This is a genomic window from Shewanella submarina (assembly GCF_042646185.1).
GTDB classification, from domain to species: Bacteria; Pseudomonadota; Gammaproteobacteria; order Enterobacterales; family Shewanellaceae; genus Shewanella; species Shewanella corallii.
In genome coordinates this window covers 971788-993943 of sequence record NZ_JBHRTD010000006.1, presented here as the reverse complement: position 1 = coordinate 993943, position 22156 = coordinate 971788, and the positions used below count along the sequence as shown (strand labels likewise).

Genomic DNA, 22156 nt, shown 5'->3' with positions numbered 1-22156 from the left:
ATTAACCCAAACTTAATTTTGGCCGGATTTCACATTGCCTATTTCAAACGAGTGTTCAATCTTGTGTTGTTACAAAACCATAACAATAAGCAGGAGATGCTATGTTCAACAAGAAACCTCACTGGTTGCTGCCAACCATGGTTGCTTCCGCGGTCGCATTAGGGATAAGCGGCTGCGGCTCGGACGACAATGAAACGACAGTCACAGAACCCACAGCACCGGTAACGCCACCGCCGACAACAGGGCCAACTTTCCCTGAAGGCGCCATCATGATTGAAGCGGGCGAGAACCTCACCACACGTATTCAGGAAGCGCTGATCAACGCCCAGAGCGGCGACGTGATCGTACTGCCAAAAGGTAACTTCAAAATTGAATCTACCCTGCTGTTTGACGGCGACGTGGATGGCGATGGTGTGTTTGCCAAAAACATCACCATCAAGGGTTACGGCATGGAAGAGACTGTGCTGGACTTCTCTGAGGCCAACTCAGGTGACGGTATCTTTGTTCAGAACGCAGTGAACATCATTATTGAAGATATGGCCGTTAATGAAGCCAAAGCCAACGGTATCAAGCTGAAAAACACCAACGGTATTATTCTGCGTAGAGTTGCGACCATCTGGGACGGCGTGCTGGACCAGGACAACGGTGCTTACGGTCTGTATCCGGTAGAGTGTGAAAACATTCTGATTGAGGACACCTATGTACGCGGCAGCGCCGACGCCGGTATCTATGTGGGTCAGTCTGAATATATTGTGGTACGCCGCAACATCGCCAAAGAGAACGTGGCCGGTATCGAAATTGAAAACTCCAAGTATGCCGATGTCTACGACAACGAGGCTTTCGGCAACACGGGTGGTATTCTGGTATTCGACCTGCCCATCAATAACGACAGATACGGCTCCAGCGTGCGGGTGTTCAACAACAAGGTGTACGACAATAACACCCATAACTTCGCTAATGCCTCTGCCAACCCTGCCGGGGTTCATATTGTACCGCCGGGAACAGGCGTCATTATTCTCTCTACCCGGGATGTGGAGATCTTCAACAATGAGATCACCAACCACGACACCCTGGGTATTACGATTTCCAGCTTCCACATTGCCGAGCCGGATGTCAGCACCTTTGTGGGTAACTACGCCATGCCGGGCCAGGCTATTGAAGATGGCTGGCGCGCCACGCCGCGCAATGTGTATATGCACAACAACACCATCACAAACTACGGCACCAAGCCCAATGGTTACCTCATTGAAGATCTGATCCAGGGCTATGTGCTGACCCGGGGCGCCATGCCCGGCATTCTGTATGATGGTATCGGTGAAATGCTGGCCAACTCAGGCGCAGCTCAACAACTGGGCCTGAGAGAAGTGCCCTTTGCCGAAGATGGCAGCGATAATATCTGTGCTCAGAACAATGGCGATGTCACTCTGGGACGCCTGATTGCCAACGGCAACGTTGCCATGAACCCATTCGACTTCCTGTATGAGGATGAGCAAAACGAACTGATGAACTGTGCTCAGCTGAGCTTGCCGGTTCACACAGTCACCTTCGGCGACGAGATCTTCGGCTGTGGTGTCGATGATGACACTGAAGGCTGTGACGGCGGCAATATTGTCGGCGGCGGTGGCAGCATAGGCGATGGTGAAGGTGGCCTGGTCGGAGACGGTGATCTGAGCCTGTGTGAAGTTTCTACCCAGGGCGTTAACTGGGAAGCTCTGACCGGTGCCAACTGCCCGGATTTATCTGACTACAATCTGTTTGCTGATGCCACCAACCCGGCCGGTGAAGCCAACTCCGGCGGTGTCCCTTATGATCTGAACACGCCACTGTTTACCGACTATGCGACCAAGTATCGCTATGTGTTTGTACCTGAAGGCGAGAAAGCCAGCTACCACGCGACAGAGTCATTCGACTTCCCAGTGGGCACTGTGATCTCCAAAACCTTCGCACTGCCAGCAGATACCGCCAATCGCGGTCTGGAAAATGAAGATCTGATTGAAACCCGACTGCTTATCCGCCGTGAAACAGGTTGGACTGCACTGCCCTATGTGTGGACAGCAGACAAGTCAGACGCAGTGCTGGCGAAAGCAGGTTCGATTCAGGGTAAAACAGTGAATCATAAAGGAACCGAACTGACCTTCGACTATGTGGTGCCCAGCATCAACCAGTGTAAGCAGTGTCACCAGTTCAAGGCCGATGACGACAGCAATGCGGTATTTATGCCGATAGGTCCAAAAGCCCGTCATCTGAACAAGAGCTACACCTACTCTGATGGCGCCATGAATCAGCTGAGCAAATGGACTGAGCACGGTATTTTGCAAGGTCTGCCGGATCTGTCTGAAGTCGATGCACAGCCTATCTATGACGATGCCAATGTGTCGGATATTCCCTCCATGACGGACGAGCAGTTGATGCAAGCCGCCAAGGGCTATCTGGATATCAACTGTGCCCACTGTCACCGTCCGGAAGGTAACGCCTCCAACACTGGCCTGAAGCTGGAGTACTGGCGTCCGTATCACGAGGATGGCGGCTTCTCTCACGGAACCTGTAAGTCACCTATCGCTTATGGTGGCGGCAACCTGGGCTTCGATGTCGTGCCCGGCAGCCCGGATGAGTCCATCACTCATTTCCGTATGGTCTCTACTGAGCCGGGTGACCGTATGCCTGAAATTGGCCGCAGCCTGTCACACGACGAAGGTGTAGCGTTGATCCGCGAATGGATTAAGCGCCTGCCGGCAGCCAGCTGCTCCAACTAAGGGGGCTCCCTTCCCCAAAGAGACAAAAGGGTCGGCTATCGCCGACCCTTTCTATTTCGATTCCATGTTGGAGAGTTCATATGAACAAGGAAAGTATCCTGACAGCAGCCGCATTGCTGTTGCTCAGCGCCTGTGGCGGCGGTGGAGACGATAATGCTTCAGCCAATGAAACACCTGCGCCAACGCCCCCTCCAGTGCCTCCCGCGCCCCCTCCGGCCTCAAGCTCACCCTGTGATAGCGGTGATGGCGGGGTAAACTGGACGGCACTGGCAGAGGCGGACTGTGAAGACCTGTCCCAATATGGCCTGTTTCGCAACGAGCAGGACCCCAGCAGTGATGCCCACGCCCCGGGTTTTGCCTACCAATTGGCTACAGAGCTTTTCAGCAACTATGCCAGTAAGTACCGATTTATCTTTCTGCCGGAAGGCAGCAGTATCAGTTACCGGGATCAGGAGACGCTCAGTTTCCCCACTGGTACTGTGCTGGTCAAAACCTTCGCACTGCCTGCCGATACTCAGGTGCAGGAGCCAGAAAATGAGACCCTGATTGAAACCCGGCTGCTGATTAAGAGAGCAAGCGGCTGGACCAGCCTGCCCTATCGCTGGCAGGACGGCAAAGCGACACTGGCCGTGGCTGGTGGCAGCGTATCCCATACACTGAACCGTCAGGGAGAGTCACTGACCTTTGACTATGCCATCCCCAGTCGGGCCGAGTGCAAGGTCTGTCACCAACAAACCAATGAAGCAGGTACCAGCATAATCGCTCCCATTGGCGTGCAACCCTGGCTGCTGAATACCAACAATGAAAGTGGTCAAAATCAGCTGGCGCAGTGGCAATCCAGTGGCCTGATAACAGGCTTGCCCGAACTGGCAGATATCTCAAGCAGTGGTGCCATCGCAGATACTTCTGCCCCTTTGCAGGAAAGGGCAAAAGGCTATCTGGCCGTCAATTGTGCCCATTGTCACAGTGATACCGGCTACGCCAGTGTATCTGGCTTGAGGTTGGGCTTTTTTGTGGACCATACCAGCTTCAAATATGGTATCTGCAAGCAGCCTCCGGGTTGGGACGGCGGCGCAAGAGGACTGGACTATGACATAGTGCCGGGAAATGCTGAGCACTCCATTGTGGTTTACCGTCAGCAGCTGAATGAACCCAAAGACAGAATGCCGCCTCTGGGACGGGCTATCAGCCATACTGAAGGGGTCGAACTGGTCAGTGAGTGGATAGACTCGCTTCCCCCTTCTCTGGGGAGCTGCAATTAAGCCTGACAAAGTGACCGGGAGCGTGCCCGGTCCAATGTTTGAAACTCTGGCGGAAGTGGCTGACATCCACATAACCCAGAGTTTCAGCAATTTCAGTGATACTCAATTCACCCTTGAGCAATCTGGCGATAGCCGCCTGGGCTCTTACCATATCAATCAGTGACTGATAGCCGGTATCCATAGATGACAACTTACGGCGCAAACTGCGGTCACTCATATTCAAACTGGCAGCCAGGGATTCAAGTTTGGGGATCTGCGGGAACTCGCTGCGGATCTCTTCCAGAACCAGGTCAATAAGTGACGGCTCTAACGGGGGAGGCATCTGACCGGCGGCATCGCTGAAATCATACACCACCGGCAAGCTGAGATACTCAGCGCTCACCCGCCACTCACAATAGGGCTGAGCGAACGTCAGCTCTGCTGTCGTCAGGGATTTAATATAATGGGCGGCAAACCCGGCACGCTGAAAAGCCAGCTGTGTATATTCTATCTGAACTCCGGTCAGCTCCCGGGCCAGAGTCAACAACACACCAATACTGTGCAGGAACACATTGTGATAGCGCTCGACTTGCTGTTTACCCGTGTTCATCCAGCGCATCACCAGCTCATTCCCCTCCTGCATCACCAGAGTGTCAGACAAGCTGCCTACCAGACGTGGCAACTGCATGACCACGTCGAGGCAGTCTCCCAGAGTTTTGCAGCTGGCAAAGTGTGGTAACAGGATATCAAGCTCAGACAATTGATACCCGGCACCAATTCTGGCGCCGACTTCAGGGTCATGGGCCAACTCAAATACAAAGTTGAGAGCGTAATCTACCTGCCAGACCGCCACAAACTGGCTGTGAATGACAGTGTTTTCATCCAACCCAACCTCTTTGAGCAAAGTGTTGGCCCTGGCAGGACCAAAATGCTCAGCCACGAACCCAAGAATATTTCTCAGCTCAAACGCGGGATATCCCTGATCCCCTATCATTCTATTGGCCTGATAAGCCGCCGAATCCATCCCTTTCCCCCTGAGGCTGTGTTGCCCGATCACCGAATGTGACGCAGTTAACAGTTTTACCCTATTGGCACCGGAATGAAAAGCCTGACTCAGGGATTACAAAAACAAAAAAGCCTGCAAAAGCAGGCTTTTAAACTCAGTATTGTCAGCAGTAGATCAACCCAGGTTTTGGTTTTTCTCAGCCACTTTGTTCATCAAAGAACCCACCATGGCACTGGCTCCATGGGCCAGCTTGTCAGACAGTTTCTTCTTCTGGCGATAGCTGATTTTAATGACCTCAGCATCCTGACAATGCTTCAGAATAATATCGTCACTGGTGGCAATCTCATCCACCAGGCCAAACTCAACAGCCTGCTGACCATACCAGTGTTCACCGGTGGCGACTTTCGCTAAATCCAGCTCCGGGCGGTACTTGCCAACAAAGGACTTAAACAGGGTATGGGTCTCTTCCAGCTCTTCCCGGAACTTCTCGCGACCGGCATCGGTATTCTCACCAAAAACCGTCAGCGTGCGTTTGAAATCACCGGCAGTGTGCTGTTCATAATCGATATCATGCTTCTTAAGCAGCTTGTGGAAGTTAGGCAGCTGAGCAATTACACCGATAGAGCCCACAATAGCAAAGGGAGCCGCCACAATTTTGTTAGCTACACAGGCCATCATATAGCCGCCGCTGGCAGCGACTTTATCGACACATACTGTCAATGGGATTTCAGATTGGCGCAGACGATCCAGCTGACTGGCTGCCAGACCATAACCGTGCACCATACCACCGCCACTTTCTACATTAACCAATACCTGGTCACGGCTTTTATCAGCGATGGTCAGCACAGCGTTAATCTCTTCACGCAGACTGGCGACTTCAGAGGCATCAATACTGCCTTTAAAGTCGATAACGAAAACCCGGGCCTTCTCTTCCTGCTCGCCCTTTTCTGCCGCTTTCTCTTCCGCTTTTTCCTGTGCCTTCAAGGCCTTTTCATAGGCCTTGAACTCTTTCTTATTCAGCAGTTCATGCTTGAGATAGTGAGTCAGATCCTTCAGCTCTTCAGTCAGGTTGGTTATCACCAACTCTCCTTTTTCGCTTTTCTGTCTGACCGCAGTGCCCAGTATCACCAGCACTACAGCCAGAATTGCCGCCACCAGTGTCACGGCCTTGGCCAAAAACAGGCCATATTCATATAGAAATTCCAACGTCAGCTCCATTCAGGTTTGCCGTCCCCCGCTTTGTCGCATCACGCAGCAGGCCGACATAAGGTGCAGTATTCTATCAGAAGTGATAAGGCACAAAAAACCCGGCATATGCCGGGTTTTCGTTTCAAAATGCTTATTTAGTCACCACAGGACTTAAGCACAGAGTCATCATTCACCAAAATGGTGGCCTGACCCAGACCTGCAGACCTGGCAAAGCTGCTCACCTGGAACTGCATTTCAGCAGTTGCAGCCAGTGCACTGCCATCGGTTACGCCATCAATCTCACTTGGGTCAACAACTGAGCTGTGATGACCTTTGGCAAAGCGAACAGCACCTGAGCCTTGAGTCGTGCTATCCACACAATCCAGGCCAATGGCACGGATAAGTGGCTCGGTACCTGATACCGGGAAGCCCTCTACTGCATTAGGCAGAACCTGGTCCGGCAGGTTGCCCGCGCCATCACCAGTCACCTCAATCAGATGAACCGGCGTATTCGTTGCCGCCAGCATACCACCATGGTTGACCGGATCAGCACTGTCTACTGCAGTTTGTACGGCCAGCGCAAAGGCAGGAATAAAGCCTTCATATACAGCCTGTACCAAAGCAGCGTACTCAGGCGTGCCTGGCTCAAAACCGCTGGTGTTGGCTTCGTCTACCAGAGCCTGGAAATCTTCTGTTGCCACAATAGTGTCAAACAGAACAGGACCAAAGGTTGCACTGCCAGCGAAGGAGCCTGCCAGGCCGCCACTTGGGGCAACTAACGAGCTGGCATTGATGCCATACGGGTTTGGAACCACGGCCTCACCGGTAGCCGGGTTCACCATGCCGGTGTTGGCATAGGTAGAGAAGTTGGTGCCTACAATACCGCCCAGACTCAGGCCCTGAACACTGATTTTGCTCACATCAAATATCTGTGGCTGTTGCAGTGCGGCCAATTGCTGAGCAAGACCAGACAGCACCAGACGAACACCCAGGTGGTCTGCGACTGCCTGACGGAAGTTGTCACGAACACTCAGTGTCGACGCGATATTAACGAATACCAGCGGATTGCCTGCAGCGAACGCATTTGGCTGACCAATGACTGCGCCGAAAGCTGGATCAGTTGCAGAAACCTCATAAACACCGTCGTTATTCGCATCATAGCTACGGCCGCCATGCAGCGGCATGTCGATAGCGATTACCGCAATACCCTGCGCCGCATAGGCTCCGGTATAAGCCAGCGCCATCTCTTTACCGCCGCCAAGGCCATGCATGGCCATCACAGCAGGCCAACCAGCAGTTGGGGCTTCAAATGGCAGTCCCTGAGCCTGCAGGAACCCAGCCAGCTTGGCGCCGTTGGGAATCGCCATCATGACATCAACGGTTTCATAACCTTTGATTTTAGGAATTGGGTTGAACTTGGTCAGGTGCTTGGTGGCATCGACCGGAGTACCATCATCCAGTAACCAGGTTTTACCCGCCAACAAAGCAGGATTAGCCAGTGCCGCCTGAGGATCTACACCTTGAGCAATCGCTTGCTCACCAAACTTGGCCTGACTCAGGGTACCTGCCTGAAGCGCCAGCAACACGCCTACAGGGCTGTCACCCTGGGCCATCCAGCGACCGTTAATCAGCGGCTCACCGGCGTCTGAAAGACAGGCAGTGGACGAGCAATCACCGTAAATAGGCAGTTTAATCTGAGCGGCATACATATCAGCGATATCCGCCATCGCATAGGTAGCACCTGCTTCAGGCGTCAAACCAGCAGCGACTGCAGCGCTGTAGCCCAGAGGCGTTGGTGGCGTAACCAGCTGAGGCTGATAAGGATTCCCATCAGTTGGGTCTGCCATCAGGAGTTTCACTGTCTCATAGACATTCGGGATAGACTGAGTGGTAAACAGGCCTGAATAGATAACGGATTCAGGATCCACACCATGGGCAGCGGCAATCCCTTTTTCATAGCTGTTCACCAGCCCCTGCAGGAACAACTGATCAGGCGTTTCCAAAGGCAGGGTATCGATATCTTCTTCCAAAGAGCGATAGGTAGGTGAAGCAGTAAAGCTGCGTCCTTCAGAATCTTTGACCACATCAGTTAAAGCATAGATATAAGACTGGTTGAACTTGAGCGGCTTAAGCGGCACCACGACGATTGAGTTACCGGAAGCCTGGGTGACAAAGTCGACACCAAATTGCAGCTCATCCCCCACTTTACAGGCAGATACAGAAAGTGCATCGGCACACTCAGGGTCGCTGGATAATGCTCCACCAACAGTCGCCTCGAATACGCGCACGGCTCCGGGCTGTGCGGCTGACGCGGCATCTACAGTCAGCTTGGTACCATCCTGAGCTGTGGCAGGCGCCAAATCGATAGAAATCGGAGAAGTCGTAGACCATCCATCCAGGGCCCCCAGGGCGATTTCAGGATTAAGGTAATCACCGGACTCTTCGCCCGGAATAGCCAAGGTACCGTCCAGGGTACCGTTGAACAGAAGATCGTTGGGAATTGGGACGGCGCCATTGGCCGGATCAAATATCATCTGAGACTCGGGGATCAGCGGCGTTGTCTCTGCTTTGATATCGTTATAAGTATCTCCGCCACATCCTGTGAGCCCCAGTGCAGAAGCTATTGCTACACCCAGAAAGAGTCTTTTCATCGTTTTACCCCAAATCTTGTTGTAATAATTTTGTTTTCCCCAAGAAATTGGTCACAATAGGCAGCCAATATGACCAACAGAGCTGATTTTCAGCCCTGAGCTAACCACAAAGTTAACGTAAAAATATAGAGTTAGCCACATTTTTGTTACATTCAAACCGGTTCAACCGGGTTGATAATCAGTCATTTGTTTAAAACATGTGTTAAGCCCCTATGGAGAGCGCCGTTTTGGGTGCTTTACCGATTAAAAGGAAGTCGTAATCTATGTCTGAATATCAAGTAGCTGCAGATGCATTGAAGGGAAAAACCATCCTGGTCACGGGCGCCGGTGATGGTATTGGAAAAGCTGCAGCCATGGCTTATGCCGCGCACGGTGCAACCGTTATCCTGCTGGGCAGAACAGTCAAGAAACTGGAAGCGGTATACGACGCTATTGTGGAAGCTGGTTATCCCCAGCCAGCCATAGTGCCATTGGATATGAAGGGCGCTACCGAGCAAAACTATAAAGATATGGCAGAGACCATTGCCGAGCAGTTTGGCCACCTTGATGGCTTGCTGCACAACGCCAGTCTGCTGGGCGTACTTGGCCCATTCGAGCACACTGACTTTGGTAGCTTCAATGATGTTATGCAGGTCAATGTCACCGCTCAGGCCATGATGACCAAGGCCCTGCTGCCAGTGCTGCGTCAGGCACCAAAAGCCTCTATCGTTTTCACCTCTTCTGGCGTCGGCCGCAAAGGTCGGGCTTACTGGAATGCTTATGCCATTTCCAAATTCGCCACAGAAGGCATGATGCAGGTACTGGCCCACGAATGTGAAGGCAGTCAGGTCAGGGTTAACAGTATCAACCCGGGCGCCACCCGCACCGGGATGCGTGCCAACGCCTACCCGGCTGAAAATCCAATGGACCTGAAAACGCCGGAAGAGATCCTGCCAGTCTACCTGTATCTGATGAGCGACGACTCAAGCGCAGAGAACGGCGGTCAGTTCAGCGCCCAGTAACCGCCTGTTCAGTCCAGATAGCATTAAGTATCAAAGAGTCCGCCTATGAGCGGACTTTTTTATAGCTGTCGCTAAAAGAAACACTGACCGCAACCCGGAATATCGTTACAATAGCCGCCTTGAAATTGATAGACAGGTGTTACATGCGAATTTGCGGTGTTGAATTAAAAGGCGGTGAAGCCGTTATTTGTTTGCTGAGTCAGGATGGCGATACCTTTAATATCCCTGATTGCCGTAAGCAATCATTCCAGGTATCCCACGCTGAAACCACCGAATCCATGGTGGACTTTCACTTCGCGTTCAAAAAACTGGTGGAAGATTACAAGGTCGATGAGATTGCTTTGATTGCCCGTGAGCAGAAAGGCAAGTTTGCCGGCAGTGCTGTCAGCTTCAAGCTGGAAGCCGCGATCCAGCTGTGTGATCTGCCTGTGACCCTGATTGCGCCTCACGACGTCAAGGCTCAGTTAAAGCGTAATCCTCCTCAGGTAGATTTTGTTGGTCTTGAACTGAAGAAGTTCCAACAGCCTGCTTTTGAAGTGGCCTATGCCCTGCAGATGAAGAAAGTCTTTGGCAAGGACTGAGTGTCCGCCAGGATTTAACAGCCCGCCCTTCTGTTAAACACAGAGCGCGGGCTTTTATTTATCCCCTATTCACCTCTGCTTTAGGTTTTAACATGCAATACCTCGCTGGATACCCTCAGGAAGTACAGGATAAAGTCGCCGCCCTGCTGGCTGCAGGCAAACTGGGCACAGTGCTGGATAAACGCTACCCTCAGGCCAATCAGCAGCTTAAAAATGACAGGGGTCTGTATCAATGCGCCATGGAGCTGAAACAAAGGTATCTTAAAAAGTCCTCTCCCCTTTCCAAGGTAGTGTTTGACGACAAGATCAGCCTGAAACACCAGGCTCTGGGGCTGCACACCTACGCCAGCCGTATTCAGGGCAGCAAACTCAAAGCCAAAAATGAAATCCGGATTGCCTCCAAACTCAAGCAGCTGCCTGAGCCGCTGGTGCGTATGGTACTGGTTCATGAACTGGCGCATTTGAAAGAGAAAGAGCACAACAAAGCCTTTTATCAACTGTGCCAACACATGGAACCGGACTACTTTCAGCTGGAGTTTGACCTCCGCCTCTATCTGACGCTGCTCGAAAATCAGGCTTAAGTCATGATATGAGAGCGGCAGCCACCAAAATATATTGACTGATAATAATTTTTATTTAGACTTCAGCTTAGCGTTTCAGACAGTTCTCTGAATCAGCTGTCATCAGTAGCTCCGTTTTGGTGGTGTGGTATGTCAAAAAGCAAAGCTTCATCAGTCAAGAAGTCTGTCGGCAAATCGCTGAAGAAAGCCTGTAAAAAACAGGCTAAAAAATGGTTTAAGCAGCAACTCAAACAAGCCCCGGCAAAAACCAAGTCACTGAAAAAGTCACTTAAGCGCAACCGTAAGCTGTTGATATCCAGTCTCAAAAGCTCTGTATTGAAAGAACTGCTGACCGGCAAGGTGAGCAATAAGAAAAAACTGAAAACACGGCTTAAGTCGCTGGCCAATGAGTATGCAGCTAATGATTATCAGGTGCTGGCGCCGGTCACTCATATACACCCGGCTCCACAACAACCCAGCATGCATTTCGCCATGAAACCCTTTAAACGCAAGCCCTGCAGCGGTTGCCCGGCACTTAAGGGCAGCTTGTGTAAATGCGCATTGAAAGTGGAAGCACGTCAGTTAAGACAACAAAAAGCCGGCTAAGCCAAAGGCAATTAATTCCATTTAAAACAAAAAAGAGCACTGCAAGTGCTCTTTTAAACTATAAAAGCGGTCGACCACGAAGCGCTCACTTCGTTCTCTGCACTGAGGACACGAAGATAAGGCTTTTCTTCACTCACTTCGTGTTCTTCGCGGCGTCATTCTCTTAGACCAACCCCATCTGCATCTTGTAGCTGTACACTCTGGCAGCGAAGGTATCCATTTCTGCTTTGGTTAAGCTCTGTGCCATAGGAATTTTGGCAGTCATGGCATTCACCGGACGACCATTGATCATAAACTCATAGTGCAGGTGTGGGCCGGTTGTTCTGCCGGTATTGCCCGACAAGCCGATCAACTGACCCCGACTCACCTTTTGCCCCTTCTTCACCAGTGTTTTGGACAGGTGCAAATAGCGGGTACGGTACTTACTGCCGTGATCAATCACGATATATTTGCCCGCATATCTGTGGTTGGTTACCAGACTGACCACACCGTCGCCCGGAGACAGCACTTTGGTGCCTGTGGAGACGGCAAAGTCAGTGCCGTTATGGGGTGAAATCCGGCCGGTCACCGGGTGCTTGCGGGTAGGGTTGAAGCTGGAGCTGATACGGTATTTACGCTCCAGAGGATAACGTTGGAATGCCCGGGCGAGACTGTGGCCCTGCTCATCATAAAATTGACCATCATCTGCCATAAATGCGTTGATTTGGCGGCTGCCATTGCCAATCTGCACCGCCAGCACCCTGGTGTTACCTGTCGGGTCGGCGTCTACAAATTGATCACTCAACAGCACATTAAAGGTATCACCGGCGCGCAACTCCCTGGCAAAGTTCAATTTGTCCTGCAGCAGCTCTTCAACCCGCTGAATTTCAGCGGCAGTTAAGCCTTTTCGCTGGGCAGAAACATAGAAAGAGCCCTGGATATCACCACTGATCTCACGATTACGCCAGTACCCCTCGTGAATGATTTCTCTGTGACGGTAACTGCCGTCAGACTCAACAATAAATTCCACCTGGCGTGCCGGACTGAAGTAAAGCTCCATTCTGGTGAGCTGCTTGTGATCATCCAGATAAAACTCAAGCTTGTTGCCGGGCTGGAGAGTATCCAGTGCCAGAATATTCAAATCCGCTTCCAACACCCGGTACATGGTTTGCTGATCCACACCCGCGCGCTGAAACAGAGAACTCAGGGTGTCCCCTTTTTCCACTACAAACTCAAAATCTGGTTTACCACTGATGGCCTCAATAAGCCTGGCGGTATCTCCTGCAACCGAATTAAGCTCAAGCGGCACAGCAACAGGCGGATTGACCTTATCCTGCTGGCCTGGCCACAGGAGTGCCGCCCCAACGAGCAGACCGGATGCCAGCACCAACTTTTTCTGAACAGAGTTCAAACGGACTGAAGACATGATCCGGCTTATATCTTTACGCTTTTGCAATTCGTTTCTCACCACTAACCAAAGGAGTTATCAAATCCCTGAAAAAAACGGGCAACAGCCCGTTTTATAGCAAAATTATTCCATTCGACAAAAGGAAACTCCAAGGGTTCCCTCTACCGACCGACCTGAGTCACATTTATGTAACCTCAGACCAGGCTCTCCTCGACAGCAGTGACCTTGAAACGGGGATCCAGTTGGCTGTATCCCAGCCCTGTCATTTTACGCACCTTAATCTGTACCGGAATACGTTCCTTCATCGCCTCGACGTGGCTAATCACACCTATCATCTTGCCGGAAGCATTAAGGTTATCCAGAGCATCCAGTGCCATATCCAGAGTATCGGCATCAAGAGTACCAAAGCCTTCATCAAGGAAGAGTGAGTCGATACTGGTCTTGTGGCTCACCAGATCCGACAGTGCCAGCGCCAGTGCCAGACTCACCAAAAAGCTCTCCCCCCCGGACAGGGTTCTGGTATCTCTGGACGCATCCCCTTGCCAGGTATCCAGTACCTCAAGTTCAAGAACACCTGCAGACTTACGCTTGAGTTCATAACGACCGTGAAGCCTTGTCAATTGGCGGTTGGCCAGCGCCACCAGATGATCCAGCGTCAGGCCCTGGGCAAATACCCTGAACTTCTTACCATCCCGGGCGCCGATAAGGCCATTGAGCGCATCCCAGTCTTCATACTCGGCTGTGGCGGCTTCAATTTGCGTAAACAACTGCTGCTGCCCTTCCCGTCTGCGGCCATCTTCAGCGATGATCGCTTTAACCTCACCAAGGCGCATACGTCCCTCATCCCTGCTGGATTTTGCCTCTGTCAGCTTTTGGCTCAGCTCTGCCAGATATTCCTGTTCAGTTCGCTGTTCGCTGTCAAGATAGCCTTGCTGCTCACCTTTCTGCAGTAGTTGCTGCAGCTGCTCCTGCACCACCCGGGTTTCGGTTTGCGCCGTTTCAACAGAAGTTTCAATCTGCTTGCGCAGCGCAATCAAACGGTCTGTTTCGATGTCATCCAGCAGCGCTGCGGTAAAGTCAGCTTCATCGGCAAATTCACTGTCAGCCAGTTTCTGCTGCCAGTTGTGACTAAGCTCGGCCTGCTCGGCTTCCAGTTGCTGGATATTACCGCTCAATGTTTGCTGCTGCCCCTGAGTGCTGGCCAGGTTGCGACTCAACTCATCAGCAGCGTTTTTGGCAGAATCCAGCTCAGCAGTGGCTGTGTCCACAAGCAACTGTTTACCGCCAATCAGTTCGCTTTGAGTTTGCTCTCCGGCCAGGCCAAGACGTTCATCCCGGTTGGCCTGAATCTCAGCGCCGACTTTTGCAAGTGCCGCAACCTTTTGCGCCGCACTCTCCTCAAGCTGCGCGGCCTGCTTTTCAAGCTGTGGCAATGCGCGCTCTTCAGCCAGCAGCTGCTTTTCGTTTTCAACAAGCTCTGCCGTCACCCGCTTCCAATTGGCCTGTTCGGCGGTGAGTTTATCGGCCCAGGCGGTTATTTCCGCCGCAGCCGGTAAGCTGAGTCCTACTGAGGACAATGTGTTGCTGAGCGCATCACTTTGCTGCTGGTTTTGATTAGACAGCTGAGATGCCCGGGCATCCAGCTCAGCAATTCCCTGCTGCACAAACTCCTGTTCACTCAGCAGTTGCGCCCTGTTGTGCTCGACTTCGCGCAGTGACGTTTGCAGGCGCACCAGCTCCTGCTGCCTTTGTTGCCACTGAGCTTGCGCCTGTCTGAATTCAGACAGGCGTTCATTAAGGCTGGCAAGCTGAGTGTCTGACTCACAGAGCGCCGCCTCCACCAGCTCAGGCCTGTCCAGCTGATACTCACAGTTATCACCCAGCGCAATAAGCTGCTGCTTCAACTGTTCAAAGTCGGAAACAGCTTGCTGCATCTCTTTCTGGATATCGTTACGACGCTCCAGTGAGGTCTGATCCTGCAGTTGACGCTGCTCTATCATCCTGGCCAGCGCCTTGCCCTGAACCATGATCTCGTTGACCTGTTGCTGCAGTTGCTGCCTGCGCAGGTCAGTCTCATTCACATCCAGCGCCTGATAGTCATCCACCAAAGGATGCTGGGTTGAGCCACATAGAGGGCAGGCCTGATCCAATTCCAGTGACGCCCGCAACTGACTGAGGTTGGCAATTTTTTGTTCCTGCTCAATCAGTTTGTTCACATCCTCAAGATGGGCGGATTGCTGTTTAAAGTCCTGCCTCAGCTGTTCACGCTCTCGCTGCCAACGAGCGACTTCAGCCGCAGATCCCGTCAGGGTTTGCTGCAGCCGGTCATCCTCAGCCAGCAACTGGCGGTAATCTTTGATCGGCGCCTGCATTTTAATGAGCAAAGGTTGGCGCTGCTGCAGTCTGCCAAGCTCACGGGTCAGCCCAGCTTCATCAAATTCCCCGAGAGCACGGCTCATGACATCAGTCAGTGGAACACTTGCCTGATTGGCCGACGTCAGGGTCAACTCAGCCTGTTGCTGCTGCCGCTGTAATTCATTGAATCTTTCCGGCAAGGTTTGCAATGCGTTTTGTCTGTCAGCCAGTTGACGGTTCAACTGCTCCAACTCTTTGCCTGTACCTGCCAACTGCTGCAGCTGATGCTGCCAGCCGCTGATATTGGCTTCAATCAAGTCGCCATGGGGATAGGCATCCAGCTGCGCCCGCAACTGCTGCGCAGACGTTTTTAAATTGGTAATCCCCTGCTGTTTGTCTGTCAGCTCAGTCTTGGCAGCTTGCAGTAACTCTTGTTCATGACTCTGACTCTGGCTCAACTCCTGCTGACGCTCAGCCAGATTTCTGAACTGCTCATCCAGAGGCGCCAACTTGTCATCCACAAGGGTGCGCATTTGCTGTAACACCGCTTTAGCGTCGGTCTGCCTGGTCTGGGCACCTGAGATAACTTCCTGCTGACGCAGCAGTTCAGCCTGCAACTGCTGGCCCTGTTCCTGCAGCTGAAGATGTTGAGCTTTATCCTGCTCCAACCGCTGAGTTAACTGGCAAAGTGGTTGGAAATAGCCATTGAGCCTGGCTGCCGGCTCTGCCCGCGCCAGTTTATCCAGCTCAGGTTTATTCTGCTCGCGCGCTGCCTGTGCCTTGCTGAGCGCCTGCTCAAGGTTGGCTGCCCGCTCATGAAGCTGGATCAGCTGCTGCAACCAATTGTGGCAATCCTGAGCCTGCTGCACCTTGTGCTCAAGCTCAGTCAATTCCTGCTCTATGGCCAGTTGCTGCTCAGTCAGTGTTTGCAACTCCTGCTCAGACTTAAGCTCAACTCCTTCGGCCCGGGCTTTCAGATTGGTCAGATGCTGCTTGCTCAGGCTGAACTTTTCATAGACCTGCTCGGAAATCAGACCGTAAATCTCGGTGCCGGTAAGCTCTTCCAGCAGATCTGCCCTGTCTCCGGCATCTGCGTTCAGGAAAGCAGCAAACTGCCCCTGGGACAGCATCATGGATTTGGTGAAGCGGGCAAAGTTAAGGCCTGTGATGCCATCCACCAGCTCATTTTTGCGCTTCACCTGAGACGCCAGGATCTCATCACCGTCATCGGTCAGCTTCGCCAGCTCGACCTGAGCATCCTGCAGATTACCATCCACCTTGCCCCGGCTTCGTCTCTGGCTCCAGAATGCCCGGTATCCAACACCTTTGACTTCAAACTCAACTTCAGCCAGTGACTCGGCAGTTCCCCGGGTCATCAGCTCATTTGAGCTTTTGGAGATAGTCGATAATCGCGGGGTCTGGTGATACAGCGCCAGACAAATGGCATCCAGAATTGTGGTCTTGCCCGCCCCCGTGGGACCGGTAATGGCAAACAGGCCGGTATCGCGAAATGGCTGCCGGGTAAAATCAATCTTCCACTCACCTTTGAGCGAATTGATATTCTTAAATCTGAGGCTCAGGATTTTCACGCATTCAGCTCCTTACTCTCACCCGCTTCCTCATGGGTGACGGCTTCTACCACCTGACGATACATCTGCTTCATACGCTCCAATCTTGCCTGTTCCGCCTGGGTATCAAAGTGCTCCAGTGTCAACCTGCGCTCAAATACCTCATCAACACTGAGTTCGCTCAGGGTTTCCTGCTCACCGGCCTCTAAAGAGGCCTGACGTTGACGTACCCGCTTGAGCTGCAACACTTCCAGCGGCTTACCTTCCACCATTTTTTGCACTCTGGCCTGTAGATCAGACAGGTACTCCTGAGTCTGTACTTCCACCGAAAGCCATACACTGCCCTCGCCCGGCAGTGTGATTGCCTCTATCTGACCGGCAATCTCTTCCAGGTCTCCCTTGATCACCTGCATGGGTTGAAACAAGGGAACCTCCAGCTCTGTCACAGAGGACAAGCCGCTATCGAACTCCGCCATCAACACCAGCTTGCGGCTGCCGAGCTCGTCGAAACTCAAACAGATGGGAGAACCTGAGTAGCGAATATGCTCACTCCTGGCGACCTTTTGCGGCCTGTGAATATGACCCAGAGCGATATAATCCGCCTTGGGGAAAGCATTGGCATTGAAGGCATCCAGGGTACCGATATAGATATCCCGTACCGACTCACTGCTGCTGGCACCGACTGTGGTCAGGTGGCCGGTCAGGAGCACAGGTAGTGGATGGTCAGTTGCCTGTTTGGCAGCCTCAAAAATCGCTTCATAGTGAGCCTTAATCGCTTCACCCAGTTTGAGTTGCTTCTGACTGCCATCCTCACCGGCTTCACTGGTGATAAGGTCTCTGGGTCTGAGAAATGGCACTGCCCCCAGTACTCCCGCCGCATGTCCCTGTCTGTCATTAATCACAAACACCTGCTGCTCAATCTCAGCCAGAGCGCCGGGAATAACCTGAGTGCCCAGACAAGCCAGCAGCTCCCGGGATTCACTCAACATGGCCACAGAGTCATGATTACCGCCCAGAATAAACAACTGGCAGCCGCTGGCCTGCATCTGCACCACAAACTGGTTATACAGGGTTCGGGCATAGCTTGGTGGCGAGCTGGTATCGAAAATGTCACCGGCCACAATCAGAGCATCAATTTGATGCAGCTGGATCTGCTCAAGTAACCAGTCAAGGAAAGCTCTGTGTTCAGCCGCCCGGGATTTGCCGTAGAAGGACTGACCCAGGTGCCAATCGGAGGTGTGGAGTATGCGCATGCTTGTTTCAGTACTGAGGCGTAAAAACTGCCCCTAGTATGAAGTGAAACCCATTTAATACAAAGCCTTGCCTGAAGGAATTCGCAGGCAAGGCTTAACTCTGCTCAATCAGAGGTCAGGATGTCGCTAAGCCATTCAAAAACGTCATTAAAAGTATTGACCATGGAGCAACTTAAGACTCATCAGCAATGACATGGTCACCACCAGAGGCTTAATGATTTTACTGCCCTTGGTCACCACCATGCGTGAACCCAGGGTGGCACCCAGTGCCTGGCCCACCAGCATCAACAACCCAAGCAGCCAAACCACTTTGCCGCCCAGAGCAAAAAAGATCAGAGATGAAATATTGGTAGAGAAGTTCAGCAGCTTGGCATGTGCTGTGGCTTTAGCCAGACCAAAACCCGCCAGCATCACAAACGCCAGCGCGAAGAAGCTGCCGGTACCGGGACCGAAAAAGCCATCGTAGAAGCCTACGCCCAGTGCAGCGGTAAAAGAAAATACAGTAGGTGTCAGTACCCTGTGCCTGTCATCGTCGGTCACCTTTGGAGAAAACAAAAAGTAGCCGCCAATCCCCAGGATCAGGAAGGGTAACAGCACCTCCAGAATACTGGTGTCTATCTGCTGCACCGCCAGAGTACCAAGAGCGGAGCCAATAAAGGCGCAGGCAAGGGGTAACTTTAGATCCGCCAGCTTGACCAGTCCCTTGCGCACAAAATACAGACTGGCAAAGAAACTGCCGCCACAGGCCTGCAGCTTATTGGTGGCCAGGGCAGCCGTGGGCGTAAGGCCTGCCCACATCAGCGCGGGAATAGTCAGCAGTCCCCCGCCACCGGCAATCGCATCGATAAAGCCCGCAAGGGCAGCAGTAGCAAACAGCAAAGCGGCAATTTGTAGTGTCAGTTCGAATTCCATGGGTACTTAAGCAGATCTTGTTATTGGTCAGGATTGGTAAGTATTAAACTGAGTTTTATGCCTGATGACAAAGGAGTTATTTTCATTAAAATGTGAGAATAACTCACACATAGGTAGACAGACTTGCCTGCATCTCTGCCCCCGTTAAATGCTGTGGTTGCCTTTGAAGCTGCCGCCCGACTTTCAAGCATCAGCCTGGCCGCCAACGAGCTGTATGTGACCCATGGTGCCATCAGCAAACAGATCAAAGCGCTGGAGTCATTTCTCGGTTGTGAACTGTTCACCCGGGAGCACAGGAAAATCACCCTCACCCGGGAGGGGAGCCAATACCTGCCCCATGTCCAGTCGGCCTTGCAAACCCTTAATGTCGCAACTGCTGACCTCAAGCAGCACAATGCCCGCAGCGGTAATCTGAGCATTAATGTGCTTCCCAGCCTGAGTATCCAGTGGCTGATCCCCCGACTTGAAGAGTTCAGAAACCGCAATCCCAGGCTGTTTGTAGACCTGTCCATTGGTGATTTTGAGGTGGATTTTCGCCGCCAGCACTATGACATTGCTATCCGCTCCGGCATCAATCCACCGGAGGATTGCAGGCATATCAAGCTGATGGACGAGGAGATGTGTCTCGTGTGTGCACCAGCTCTGGCAAAGGAGCTGCACACATTGGATGACCTTAACCGCATGACTCTGCTGAAACACACCAGCCGTCCCAGTAACTGGCGTGACTGGGCTAAACAGGCCGGGGTAAAGCTAACGGTGGAAGAAAAGTTCGGCGTGGAGCATTTTTATATGTTGGCTCAGGCTGTTGCCAGCGGCATGGGAGTTGCCCTTATCCCCCGCTTTTTTATAGAACCTCAGTTGGCGGATGGCAGCCTGGTGATCCCCTTTGATATCCCCTATCACAGTCAGTACAGCTACTATCTGCTGACTCCGGGACACCTGCAGCCAGGTGACCCGGAGGGCCGAATTACTGCGTTTACCGACTGGATACTGGAGCTGTTTGCGCCATACCGACTCGGTTAATCATTGCAGTTACCCAAGCCGAACAATTGCAGATAACATTGGCCCGGCTCAGGCTGAAACTCATGCTTCAGCACCTTCTCGCAAGCCTGGTAAAAATCTCTGCCCAACCACCCAGGGTCAAATGCCGCCAGCGCATTCAACATGGCGTTGGCATCCTTACTGCCGGTAATGGTTGATGGGGTAAAGGCATCAACAAAGCTGGCGACCAGACCATAGATGTCTTTCAGCTCGTCACTCTCCTCCTCCCAAATCAGCGGATCGGCATACTGGCTGGCATAGTGGCTTGCCGCAATATCCAGTCCAACACCAAAGTTCATCAAATACGCCCGTTCACGGCTGATGATAATATTCTTGGGGCAAATAGCACCGTGGTGTATATCCAGTTGGTGAAGGTATTGCAGCGCACTGAGTAACTCGGCAAACCAACGGGTACCGTCGCCGGGTTCGAAAGCACTGAGCTCATCCAGGGAGCAGCCCTCTTCCCACGCCCGCACAATAAACAGGGTCTGGCTTTGAGGCAGCTGACCAAATGTCAGTACCCGCTCAATATTGGGATGATAGATGCGTGACAGGGAGCGATAGAGGGCACTCAAACAGGGCCAGACTTTATCCACCTGTTTATACAAACTGATCCCCACTGGATAGCGTCCCTGAATGTGAGTCCCCTGCCAGAACTGGCTTTGCTCGGTTGAAGTGATAAACCGTTCCAGTCGGTAATGGTGCTCAAGCACAGCCCCGACTTTCACCTCCACTTTCTCCGGGATAGTGTCACATACCCCCTGGTCGATCAGCGCACTGAGGTCACAGCGCAGGGCATCCAGATCTGTGGTCGCCCCTTTAATTGCCTGACGATACCACTGATAAACCCTGGGTTGGTTGGTCAGTTCCGCCAATTGCGCAAATCGTTCTGCATAGGCCTGAATGTCGTCAGCAGCATCCAGACTGTCTTTGATATCGATATATTCGACATCACCACCATCTGAGATAAATACGCAGTTTTCCGCCCAACCACTGACACTGAAGCCACGGCGATGGATCTGCTGCAGGCCCGTTACTGAACGACGCAATATTTCCAGCAATTGATAGGTGGTCTTACGTTCGGCTTCAAATACATTCATCGGGACGCCGCGGGGCATACGAATAGGCAGAATAAGCTGCTCTCCGTCCTGAATAAGAGGCGCACAGGCTGGAACGCCGGTACAGCCGGAAAGTGCCTGCAATCGCTGAAACTCTTCCCTGAGCTGCTGCTCATGACGCTCGGCGTCATAATCATCATCAAACTGCACCGGCAGTAATATCTTCAACAGCCAGGGTGCAGTCCAGCCGCCCGGACTGTATTCTGCCTGCCATATTTCCAGCCCGGCATGCAGGAACAAACACTTGAGCTTGATAAAGTCCTGAATACGGTTGTTGCGGCTCTCGACCACGGCAACCTGACCTATGGTGTCGAGCACCATTTCACGTTGCTCCGCGGTAACCTGATGGGCACGGGGCGCCGTCAGCCCCCACTCACTGGTCAGCGCAGAAACAATTTGTCTGGGAGTGTAAATACTGAGAGAGCCGTCATCTTTTTCCAGTTCAATCTCTTCTCCCTTACGGCCGGTCACAAACACCATGCCCTGACACCAGGGGGCATATACACCCACGGGGATTCTGTGCTTGAGTTTGCCCGCCAGCACTCTGGCCACATAGTTGGCTTTGGACAAGCTGTTGTCGATACCGCGTCCATCCAAAGACCAGGCGTGCAAGCCGGCATTAAGCCTGCCCATATAGCCTTTGACGTCGACCACATATACCCCCCACTCGCCAACGACCAGAGCATCTACTTCCATCGCCTGACCGGTTTTGGTGGGGATCTCGACATTGGTCAGCAACAGGTAATGTTCCGGCAGTTCTTCACTGAGCATACTGAACGCCCAGCGCTCGGCGTCATTGACCGGTGTACCGAAACTGATGTGCTTCGCCATTAACTTAACTCCCTGTAATGTTTGACATAGTTTATGGCAGGCTCTGTAAATAGAAAAGTCATCAAACAGAGATTATTTGCGTTCTGAGCCAGCCTCAACATAGC

Annotated in this window: 15 protein-coding genes; 7 read left to right on the top strand and 8 right to left on the bottom strand. The window is 52.4% G+C overall.

Annotated elements, in window-relative coordinates; all coding sequences use genetic code 11:
• Positions 1-101 precede the first annotated feature (101 nt).
• Positions 102-2753, top strand: coding sequence for a parallel beta-helix domain-containing protein (locus ACFOE0_RS07275; protein WP_248934824.1), 2652 nt, complete (start codon positions 102-104; stop codon positions 2751-2753).
• An 80-nt stretch (positions 2754-2833) separates the two neighbouring features.
• On the top strand, positions 2834-4015 hold the full coding sequence (locus ACFOE0_RS07270) for an SO2930 family diheme c-type cytochrome (protein WP_248934825.1): 1182 nt from the start codon (positions 2834-2836) through the stop codon (positions 4013-4015).
• On the opposite strand, the gene ACFOE0_RS07265 is transcribed toward ACFOE0_RS07270, so the two are convergent.
• The 3 genes from ACFOE0_RS07265 to ACFOE0_RS07255 form a co-directional block, all read right to left on the bottom strand.
• Positions 3966-5018 (bottom strand): AraC family transcriptional regulator, encoded by a 1053-nt coding sequence (locus ACFOE0_RS07265; protein WP_248934826.1) that lies wholly within the window; start codon positions 5016-5018, stop codon positions 3966-3968. The genes ACFOE0_RS07270 and ACFOE0_RS07265 overlap by 50 nt on opposite strands.
• Positions 5019-5174: 156 nt before the next feature.
• Entirely contained in the window at positions 5175-6206 is a 1032-nt protein-coding gene (gene sohB, locus ACFOE0_RS07260) for a protease SohB (protein ID WP_248935520.1), read from the bottom strand.
• A gap of 137 nt (positions 6207-6343) precedes the next feature.
• Positions 6344-8839 carry a VolA/Pla-1 family phospholipase gene (locus ACFOE0_RS07255; protein WP_248934827.1) on the bottom strand — a complete coding sequence of 832 codons (2496 nt, stop codon included), beginning with the start codon at positions 8837-8839 and terminating at the stop codon, positions 6344-6346.
• 263 nt (positions 8840-9102) lie between these two features.
• Between ACFOE0_RS07255 and ACFOE0_RS07250 the strand changes: the two genes are divergently transcribed.
• The 4 genes from ACFOE0_RS07250 to ACFOE0_RS07235 all read left to right on the top strand — a co-directional run bounded on the left by ACFOE0_RS07250 (position 9103) and on the right by ACFOE0_RS07235 (position 11587).
• Positions 9103-9840, top strand: a complete 738-nt coding sequence (locus tag ACFOE0_RS07250) for a YciK family oxidoreductase (RefSeq protein WP_248934828.1) — start codon at positions 9103-9105, stop codon at positions 9838-9840.
• Positions 9841-9983: 143 nt separating this feature from the next.
• Complete coding sequence (locus ACFOE0_RS07245; protein ID WP_248934829.1) at positions 9984-10421, top strand: DUF3010 family protein; 438 nt, start codon at positions 9984-9986, stop codon at positions 10419-10421.
• 92 nt (positions 10422-10513) lie between these two features.
• Entirely contained in the window at positions 10514-11002 is a 489-nt protein-coding gene (locus tag ACFOE0_RS07240) for a M48 metallopeptidase family protein (RefSeq protein WP_248934830.1), read from the top strand.
• 129 nt (positions 11003-11131) lie between these two features.
• Positions 11132-11587 (top strand): hypothetical protein, encoded by a 456-nt coding sequence (locus tag ACFOE0_RS07235; protein ID WP_248934831.1) that lies wholly within the window; start codon positions 11132-11134, stop codon positions 11585-11587.
• Between the two features lie 163 nt (positions 11588-11750).
• Here the strand turns inward: ACFOE0_RS07235 and ACFOE0_RS07230 are convergent, their stop codons facing one another.
• The 4 genes from ACFOE0_RS07230 to ACFOE0_RS07215 all read right to left on the bottom strand — a co-directional run bounded on the left by ACFOE0_RS07230 (position 11751) and on the right by ACFOE0_RS07215 (position 19062).
• Entirely contained in the window at positions 11751-12992 is a 1242-nt protein-coding gene (locus ACFOE0_RS07230; RefSeq protein ID WP_248934832.1) for a peptidoglycan DD-metalloendopeptidase family protein, read from the bottom strand.
• A 176-nt stretch (positions 12993-13168) separates the two neighbouring features.
• Positions 13169-16918 (bottom strand): AAA family ATPase, encoded by a 3750-nt coding sequence (locus tag ACFOE0_RS07225; protein ID WP_248934833.1) that lies wholly within the window; start codon positions 16916-16918, stop codon positions 13169-13171.
• Positions 16915-18150, bottom strand: coding sequence for an exonuclease subunit SbcD (gene sbcD / locus ACFOE0_RS07220; RefSeq protein ID WP_248934834.1), 1236 nt, complete (start codon positions 18148-18150; stop codon positions 16915-16917). The genes ACFOE0_RS07225 and sbcD overlap by 4 nt, the downstream gene beginning before the upstream one ends.
• 147 nt (positions 18151-18297) lie before the next feature.
• Complete coding sequence (locus ACFOE0_RS07215; protein WP_248934835.1) at positions 18298-19062, bottom strand: TSUP family transporter; 765 nt, start codon at positions 19060-19062, stop codon at positions 18298-18300.
• A 123-nt stretch (positions 19063-19185) separates the two neighbouring features.
• On the opposite strand from ACFOE0_RS07215, the gene ACFOE0_RS07210 reads away from it, so the two are divergent.
• A complete protein-coding gene (locus ACFOE0_RS07210) occupies positions 19186-20085 on the top strand; it encodes a LysR substrate-binding domain-containing protein (RefSeq protein ID WP_248934836.1) in 900 nt (299 codons plus the stop codon).
• On the opposite strand, the gene ACFOE0_RS07205 is transcribed toward ACFOE0_RS07210, so the two are convergent.
• Positions 20082-22052, bottom strand: coding sequence for an NERD domain-containing protein kinase family protein (locus tag ACFOE0_RS07205; protein WP_248934837.1), 1971 nt, complete (start codon positions 22050-22052; stop codon positions 20082-20084). The genes ACFOE0_RS07210 and ACFOE0_RS07205 overlap by 4 nt on opposite strands.
• Positions 22053-22156: the final 104 nt, after the last annotated feature.

Bases quoted from the DNA above. Each gene is read 5' to 3' on its own strand.
- ACFOE0_RS07235 (WP_248934831.1), top strand. From the start codon at position 11,132: ATGTCAAAAAGCAAAGCTTCATCAGTCAAGAAGTCTGTCGGCAAATCG.
- ACFOE0_RS07250 (WP_248934828.1), top strand. From the start codon at position 9,103: ATGTCTGAATATCAAGTAGCTGCAGATGCATTGAAGGGAAAAACCATC.
- ACFOE0_RS07230 (WP_248934832.1), bottom strand. From the start codon at position 12,992: ATGTCTTCAGTCCGTTTGAACTCTGTTCAGAAAAAGTTGGTGCTGGCA.
- ACFOE0_RS07270 (WP_248934825.1), top strand. From the start codon at position 2,834: ATGAACAAGGAAAGTATCCTGACAGCAGCCGCATTGCTGTTGCTCAGC.
- sbcD (WP_248934834.1), bottom strand. From the start codon at position 18,150: ATGCGCATACTCCACACCTCCGATTGGCACCTGGGTCAGTCCTTCTAC.
- ACFOE0_RS07240 (WP_248934830.1), top strand. From the start codon at position 10,514: ATGCAATACCTCGCTGGATACCCTCAGGAAGTACAGGATAAAGTCGCC.
- ACFOE0_RS07255 (WP_248934827.1), bottom strand. From the start codon at position 8,839: ATGAAAAGACTCTTTCTGGGTGTAGCAATAGCTTCTGCACTGGGGCTC.
- ACFOE0_RS07275 (WP_248934824.1), top strand. From the start codon at position 102: ATGTTCAACAAGAAACCTCACTGGTTGCTGCCAACCATGGTTGCTTCC.
- ACFOE0_RS07265 (WP_248934826.1), bottom strand. From the start codon at position 5,018: ATGGATTCGGCGGCTTATCAGGCCAATAGAATGATAGGGGATCAGGGA.
- ACFOE0_RS07215 (WP_248934835.1), bottom strand. From the start codon at position 19,062: ATGGAATTCGAACTGACACTACAAATTGCCGCTTTGCTGTTTGCTACT.
- ACFOE0_RS07245 (WP_248934829.1), top strand. From the start codon at position 9,984: ATGCGAATTTGCGGTGTTGAATTAAAAGGCGGTGAAGCCGTTATTTGT.
- ACFOE0_RS07205 (WP_248934837.1), bottom strand. From the start codon at position 22,052: ATGGCGAAGCACATCAGTTTCGGTACACCGGTCAATGACGCCGAGCGC.